Annotated in this window: 8 protein-coding genes; all 8 read left to right on the top strand. The window is 34.8% G+C overall.

Going from position 1 to position 7,415, the window contains the following annotated elements:
* Positions 1–226: 226 nt before the first annotated feature.
* Positions 227–514 carry a hypothetical protein gene (locus CW752_RS07215; RefSeq protein ID WP_101239082.1) on the top strand — a complete coding sequence of 96 codons (288 nt, stop codon included), beginning with the start codon at positions 227–229 and terminating at the stop codon, positions 512–514.
* A 245-nt stretch (positions 515–759) separates the two neighbouring features.
* Positions 760–1,593 (top strand): energy transducer TonB, encoded by an 834-nt coding sequence (locus CW752_RS07210; RefSeq protein ID WP_101239081.1) that lies wholly within the window; start codon positions 760–762, stop codon positions 1,591–1,593.
* A gap of 164 nt (positions 1,594–1,757) precedes the next feature.
* On the top strand, positions 1,758–2,531 hold the full coding sequence (locus tag CW752_RS07205) for a ParA family protein (protein ID WP_101239080.1): 774 nt from the start codon (positions 1,758–1,760) through the stop codon (positions 2,529–2,531).
* A gap of 72 nt (positions 2,532–2,603) precedes the next feature.
* On the top strand, positions 2,604–3,494 hold the full coding sequence (locus tag CW752_RS07200) for a ParB/RepB/Spo0J family partition protein (RefSeq protein ID WP_101239079.1): 891 nt from the start codon (positions 2,604–2,606) through the stop codon (positions 3,492–3,494).
* Positions 3,494–4,132: a DUF5683 domain-containing protein gene (locus CW752_RS07195; RefSeq protein WP_101239078.1), complete on the top strand. Its 639-nt coding sequence runs from the start codon at positions 3,494–3,496 to the stop codon at positions 4,130–4,132. The genes CW752_RS07200 and CW752_RS07195 overlap by 1 nt, the downstream gene beginning before the upstream one ends.
* 66 nt (positions 4,133–4,198) lie before the next feature.
* Positions 4,199–4,900: a 4-hydroxy-tetrahydrodipicolinate reductase gene (gene dapB, locus CW752_RS07190; RefSeq protein ID WP_101239077.1), complete on the top strand. Its 702-nt coding sequence runs from the start codon at positions 4,199–4,201 to the stop codon at positions 4,898–4,900.
* 131 nt (positions 4,901–5,031) lie between these two features.
* Positions 5,032–6,678: a signal peptidase I gene (lepB, locus tag CW752_RS07185; protein ID WP_101239076.1), complete on the top strand. Its 1,647-nt coding sequence runs from the start codon at positions 5,032–5,034 to the stop codon at positions 6,676–6,678.
* A 57-nt stretch (positions 6,679–6,735) separates the two neighbouring features.
* Complete coding sequence (locus CW752_RS07180) at positions 6,736–7,362, top strand: WbqC family protein (RefSeq protein ID WP_410493637.1); 627 nt, start codon at positions 6,736–6,738, stop codon at positions 7,360–7,362.
* Positions 7,363–7,415 lie beyond the last annotated feature (53 nt).

Raw genomic sequence — 7,415 nt, 5'->3', positions numbered from 1 at the left:
CTCCGTTTTACATACTGATTTTTAAATGATTCCATAACATTACTTTTTTTTGTGTAACGCTATATTAGGACGAGACAAAACATAAATAAAAAGAGGCGGTCAAGTTTGATCGTCTCTTTTTTTTGTTATCCATGTCAAGGTTTTAAACCTTGATATGGATCGTAATATATTCTCAAAATATTGATATTGATGAAAATCCTTATATTTAAATCTTACATATAATCACATGGAAAATAGTAAAGTACCTCAAGGAATGAGCAATATTATAATCAGTCTTTATTTTACAATTGCATATGCTGTTTTACTGATTATTTATTTAGGACTGCCGATAAATATTCATAGTAATTTTCTGCTGAAATTATTTATTGTTTGCAGCTTGTTATTTAGTATTGCAGCTATTTATTTTGCCGGCAAAAGTTATAAAAGAGCAAAAGTAAGCTCAATTATTCTGATCGTTATTAATTCTTTGGGATTGTTGATTCCTCTTGCTCTTTTACTGATGATGTTCACTTAATTTAATATTCTCAGATTCAGAGGGTATAAGTTTCCATTGAGGTTCTCCGTATTCTGAAAAATAAAGTGTTTTTCAAGAATTATTTTAAATATACAAATGTTAAAATTAAAACATTTTCATAAAATTTTATAATATTATGTTGTTTTGGTAAAATTCTGGCAAATATTTTGATATTGAAACATTGCTTATCGATAAGAACTAATAAAACTAATAATCACTTTTTAACAGTTTAAATAATAATAGTGATGAAACACCAGAACCAAAACCATGAATTTCGTTTTAACGAAGTTCTTTTTGAGCACCGCAACAAAGAATACGGTGCTTATGTATTAAGAAACGAATCTGATAGAATACTAACTAAGGCACTTTTTATAGGAGCAAGCTTAATGGCTGCTGTATCCATTACACCATTTGTGATCTCTGCTTTTAAAAGCCCGGATGTAATACCACCACCTTATGTACTTCCACCTCCAATTCAAATTCAGGATGTTGATACGCCAAAAGACCCACCTGCGCAAATTGTAAAGCCAGTTACTTTGGCCCCTGCTGTAAAGACTTATGATGACAGATTGCCGGAACCTAAAGCAATTGTTACCAATGAAAAACAGATTGAGGATAAAACAAATGCAGTAGCAAGTACACAAACCTCAGAAGGTAAAGATGTTCCGAATACTACCTATATTCCGATTGTTCCAAGGGTTATCGGAGGGGATGGACCACCTGCTGTAAAGGCAGATCCCGTAGTTGAGAAAACTGATCCTTCAGTAATTGATAAAGACCCTAGTGTAGAAGCTACTTTTGCAGGAGGGATAGACTCTTTCAGAAATAAAGTGATGAACAGTTTTGACGGTTCAGGATTCGAATCGGATGATGTCATGAAAACTACTATTACATTTATTGTAGAAATGGACGGAACAATTTCAGGGGTAAAAGCTAATGGAACCAACGCTGATTTTAATAATGAGGCGATGAGAACAATCAGATCAATCAAAGGAAAGTGGATTCCTGCCAAAAATAAAAAAGGGGAATTTGTAAGAAGTTACTTCAAATTTCCAATTTCCATGAAGTTTGATAATTAATACTGAATCGTCAATTTCAAATAGTTATCCACAAAGATTTTTTTTTGTGGATAATTTTTTTTATCGTTAAAATGCTTATTAACAATATTTTAACTCAATTTTGAATTTCGTCACTCACCGAGAGCAAAGAAAAAAGTGTATTTTTGAAACTTAAAGTTCTAATAATGGCAAAAATCATAGGTATTGCTAATCAAAAAGGAGGAGTTGGAAAAACTACCACAGCTGTAAACTTGGCAGCAGCATTAGGAGTATTGGAAAAAAGAATATTAATTATTGACGCTGACCCTCAGGCAAATGCTACATCGGGTTTGGGAGTGGAAGACGTTCAATATTCTACCTATAATCTACTGGAGCACAGTGCAGATACAAGAGTTTGTATCAAAAGGACTGCGACGCCAAATCTGGATATTATTCCGTCACATATTGACCTGGTAGCAGCAGAAATCGAATTGGTAGACAAAGAAGATCGTGAGTATATGCTGAAAAAAGCATTGGCAAGCGTGAAAGATGATTATGATTATATCATTATCGATTGTGCACCGAGTTTAGGTCTTATTACAGTAAATGCTCTTACCGCTGCAGATTCTGTAATTATCCCTATTCAGTGCGAATATTTTGCATTAGAAGGACTGGGAAAACTTTTGAATACAGTGAAAAACGTTCAGAAGATTCACAACAAAGATCTGGGAATAGAAGGTCTTCTTCTTACAATGTATGATAGCAGGTTAAGGTTATCAAATCAGGTAGTGGAAGAAGTTAACTTACACTTCCCTGAAATGGTTTTTGAAACCATCATCAGCAGAAACGTAAGATTAAGCGAAGCACCAAGCTTCGGAGAAAGTATCCTGAATTATGACGCTGAAAGTAAAGGAGCAGTTCAGTATATTCAGTTAGCGGAAGAAGTTCTGTTAAAGAACGAAAACTTAGTAAAGAACTAAATTAATAAATAAATGGCCAATACGGGTGAATGCCAGTCATCACTCATCAAACATCATTTATCAATTATATCTATGAAGGACAAAAAAAGAGCTATGGGACGCGGCCTGGGAGCCATTTTAAGTGCAGAATCGAAAGCGAGCATCAATTCAGCGACAGATGAAGGGGCGGATAAGTTTGTAGGGAATATTGTAGAAGTAGCACTTGAAGATATTTATCCGAATCCGACGCAGCCGAGAACTTATTTTGATGAAAAAGCATTAAATGAACTTGCGCAGTCTATTAAAAACTTAGGCGTAATTCAACCGATCACCTTAAGAAAAGATGGCGAAAAGTTTGAAATTATATCCGGGGAAAGACGTTACAGAGCAACTAAAATTGCGGGATTAACGACTATTCCTGCATATATTCGTTTAGTAAATGATCAGGAGCTTCTTGAGATGGCTCTTGTTGAAAATATCCAGAGAGAAGACCTTGATGCCATTGAAATCGCTTTGACGTATCAAAGACTTTTAGATGAAATAGGCCTTACTCAGGAAAATCTGAGTTACAGAATAGGAAAGGATAGAAGTACCATTACCAATTCAATCAGATTATTAAGACTGAATCCGGATATACAGAACGCTATCCGAAGCGGTGAGATTTCTGCAGGACATGGTAGAGCAATTATCAGCCTTGAAACTGAAGAAGATCAGCAAATTTTATTTGATCTGATTATCAAAGAAAAATTAAACGTTCGTCAGGCGGAACAAGCTGCTACAGCACTGAAAAATCCGAAATCTCCGGCAGCTAAAAAAGCAAGCGCAGAGCTTTCCAATAATTATAAAAGAGCCCAGAAGACGATTGCAGATATCTTGGATGTAAAAGTCGAGATCAAAACTTCTGGAAATGGTAAAAAAGGTAAAATTGTTCTGGACTTCAAAAATGAAGAAGAGCTGGAATATATTTTATCCCATATTAAATAATGAAGAAAATATTTTTCACATTTTTCTTGTGCATTGCTGTAGTGGCATATTCACAAGTCGCTCCTATTGATACTGTTCGGGTACAAACTTCTCCGAAACAGGATGCTCCTGTAGTAAAACCGGGAAAAACGGAAGCGAAAATCATTTCAGACCTTGAAAAAGCCAACGGCCCTACTAAAATGACTATAAAGTTGAATCCGACCAGAGCCGGTTTATATTCAGCGGTATTGCCGGGGTTAGGCCAATTCTACAATAAAAAATATTGGAAAATTCCAATCGTATGGGGAGCCGTAGGGGCAGGAGTAGGTATTGCTGTATGGAATGATAATCAATACAAAAAATACCGTGAATATTATGTCGCAAAACTTAACGGTACTCCAAATGAATTTGTAGACAGCCATCCATGGTTGGATAAAAGAGCATTAGGAAATGCACAAGACAGAGCAAAAAGGCAAAGAGACTATGCTATTGCCATTACTGGGTTAATCTATATTTTGAATATCGTAGACGCAGTAGTAGATGCCCATCTTTATGAAAGTCGTCACGATCCGGACCTGACTTTCAAACCCACGGTTATTCAGGATCAATTTGGTTATGATCCCCCAAAAACAGGTTTAAGTTTAAGCTACAGATTTTAAATAAAAAATAAAAAATATCCTGTGAATTTCTAAAATCACATAGGATAAGAAATACTTATACAGCATATGAAAATAGCATTAGTTGGCTACGGCAAAATGGGCAAAATCATTGATGAAATCGCTCAGAAAAGAGGTCATGAAGTTGTTGCCCGTCTGAAGGAAACTCCAACTGCTGAAAATCTTAATAATCCGGATGTTGTTATTGAATTCTCATTACCGGAAGTTGCATTTGATAATATTAAAGCTTGTCTTGAAAATAAAATTCCGGTGATCTGTGGAACTACAGGTTGGTTGGAGAAAAAAGAAGAAATAGAAAGGTTAGCTGTTGAAAACGATACGGCATTCTTATATGGCTCCAACTTTAGCTTAGGAGTGAATTTATTTTTCGCTTTAAATGAAAAGCTTGCGGATCTAATGAAAAACGTTGATGAATACTCTTGTCAATTAGAAGAAATTCATCACATTCACAAGAAAGATGCGCCAAGTGGAACGGCTATTTCCATAGCAGAAGGAATCATTCAGAATAATCCGAAATTCAATGCATGGAAGTTGGAAGAAACCGAAGGAACTCAACTAGGAATTTTTGCCGTACGTGAAGATGAAGTTCCAGGAACTCATAGTGTTTTCTACAGAAGTGAAGTGGACGAAATCGAAATCAAACATACCGCTTTCAATAGAAATGGTTTCGCATTAGGAGCTGTAGTCGCAGCAGAATGGATTAAAGATAAGAAAGGGAACTTCGGAATGAAAGACGTTTTGGGGCTTTAATTTGTAACAAATTCTTTAAATTGCATACCAATAACAGAAATGATGAATAGTAATTGTAAATAGCAGAATGCTGTAATCATTTATTGCTCATCATTTATTATTTATATATTTAGAATAGGCACAAAAAATTTATGAATTATTTTTTAACTTATACAGTATATGTCCTCATTTTATCCATATTGATGGGGATTTCAACTTGGAAGCTGTTCAAGAAAATGGGCTATAGCCCTTTATTTGCATTTATACCTTTCTATAATTATTTCATTATCCTGAAAGAAACAAAACATCCGAAATGGTGGGCGATCCTGTCGTATCTTCCGATCGTAGGACCAATCATGATGTCTGTTTTCCATCTTTATTTAATGAAAAAATTTGGAAAAACTCTTTTCAAAGATCAGATTCTTACAGTAATTCTGCCATTTATTTACATGGCGGTAGTGAACTATTCTAAAGATGTGGAATTGGAAGATGAAAGCACTAATGATCTTTTCCTTACGGATGAAGAGAAAAACGCAAAGAAAAAAGATACATTCTTGGGATCTATTACCTTTGCCGTAGTTTTTGCAACGATCATTCACGTTTTTGTAACCCAGCCTTTTGGAATTCCTACAGGGTCCATGGAGAGAACTTTATTAGTAGGAGATTTCCTTTTTGTTAATAAATGGAGCTATGGATACAGACTTCCAATGCGACCTCTGGCAATTCCTTTTCTTCAGGGAACAATTATGGATACAGGACAAAAAGGTAACCCGAAAGACGATCCGAAATCTTATGTAGATGGAGTAAAATTGCCTTATACAAGAATTTTACAATTTAATAAGCCACAAAAAAATGATGTAGTGGTTTTCAACTATCCTCAGGATTCCGTGCATACAGCAATCGATAGAAAAGATCCTTATGTGAAAAGATGTGTGGCAACAGCAGGAGATACCTTTGAGATGAGAGCCGGAAGACTTTTTGTGAATGGAAAACCGGAAACTGTTTTAGGAGACCAGGAAGTACAACACAGATATATTGTTAATACAGGAAGCCAATTAGATATCCCTTCATTATATAATACTTACGGATTTTTACCGGTTCAGGAAGTACAGACTGAAAAAGGATACCTTTATGCATTCCAGGGGCTGACGGATAAAACAGCTAAAGAAATTAAAGCACTTCCTCAGGTAATCGATATGAAAGAAGAAATTTCGCCAAAAGGAGAAGCTGCAGTATATTATAGAGACGAAGCCAAAACAAAAATTGATACAACACAATCTATATTCCCAATTAACAAACCATGGAATCAAGACTGGTATGGTCCGGTTAGAATTCCTAAAAAAGGAGATGTAGTAGCGATCAATAATGAAACACTTCCAATGTATCAGTGGATTATTTCCGAATATGAGCATAACAGCTTAGAAAAGAAAAACGGAAAAATCTTTATCAACGGAAAAGAAGCTAATCAATACACGATCCAACAGGACTACTATATGATGGTTGGAGACAATAGAGATGCATCTTTAGACGCAAGATTCTTTGGTTTTGTTCCGGAAGAAAATATTGTAGGAAAACCAATGTTTACATGGATGAGCCTTCAGGGAGCTTTTGCAGATAGCGGTTCTACTTACCAGGCTCCTTTTAAAATTCGTTGGGATAGAATGTTTAAAGCGACCAATACCGGAGAAGCTAACAAAACCTCTTATTGGTGGATTGCTGCAATGATCTTGATATTATTCTTCGGATGGGAGTACTTCGTGAAATTATTCAGAAAGAAAAAAACTGAAGACGAATTATAAATAAAATAAAATTTAAAATAGAATGAAGTATTTGAAAAAATACTTCATTTTTGTATTATGAATATGAAGAATGTATTATTGCCGGCTTTTTATATGCCACCAATTTCCTGGTTTTCAGTATTTCTGGATGCTGAGAATGAAATTATATTTGAACAGTTTGAAAACTTTCCAAAACAAACCTATAGAAACAGAGCGAATATCTATGGTGCCAATGGAAAGCTGTCATTGATTATTCCCATTAATCATAACGGGAAAAGAGAAATGAAAGATATTGAAATTTCTTATAGAGAAGACTGGAGAACCCTTCACTGGAAATCAATCAAAACAGCCTATCAAAGCTCTCCTTATTTCGAATACTACGAAGATAAATTCAGAAAAATATTTGATTTAAAAGAAAAGTTTCTCCTTGATTTTAACCTTAAAGGGTTAGAAATCATCCAACAGGTACTTAAAACAGAAAAGGCACAGTCTTTGAATGAAGAATATATCAAAAATCCTGAAGGGACTATCAATTACAGAGAAAAGTTCTCTGCAAAGCTACCTTCGGAATTTGGAATGGAAGAATATTATCAGACATTCTCAGATAAATTCGGATTTTTGGAGGACCTGTCGATTTTAGACCTTGTATGTAACAAAGGACCGGAATCTCTTACTTATATTAAAAATGTTAAACAATCATATTAATATGAAATTACCACTCACCAAGTTTCATTATTCATAAAAAGGGTAATTGCATA

The sequence above is a fragment of the Chryseobacterium sp. PMSZPI genome (genome assembly GCF_002835665.1).
In the GTDB taxonomy this organism is placed as follows: Bacteria; Bacteroidota; Bacteroidia; order Flavobacteriales; family Weeksellaceae; genus Chryseobacterium.
The sequence above is the reverse complement of the archived record's forward strand: the minus strand, read 5'-3'. Positions and strand labels throughout refer to the sequence as shown.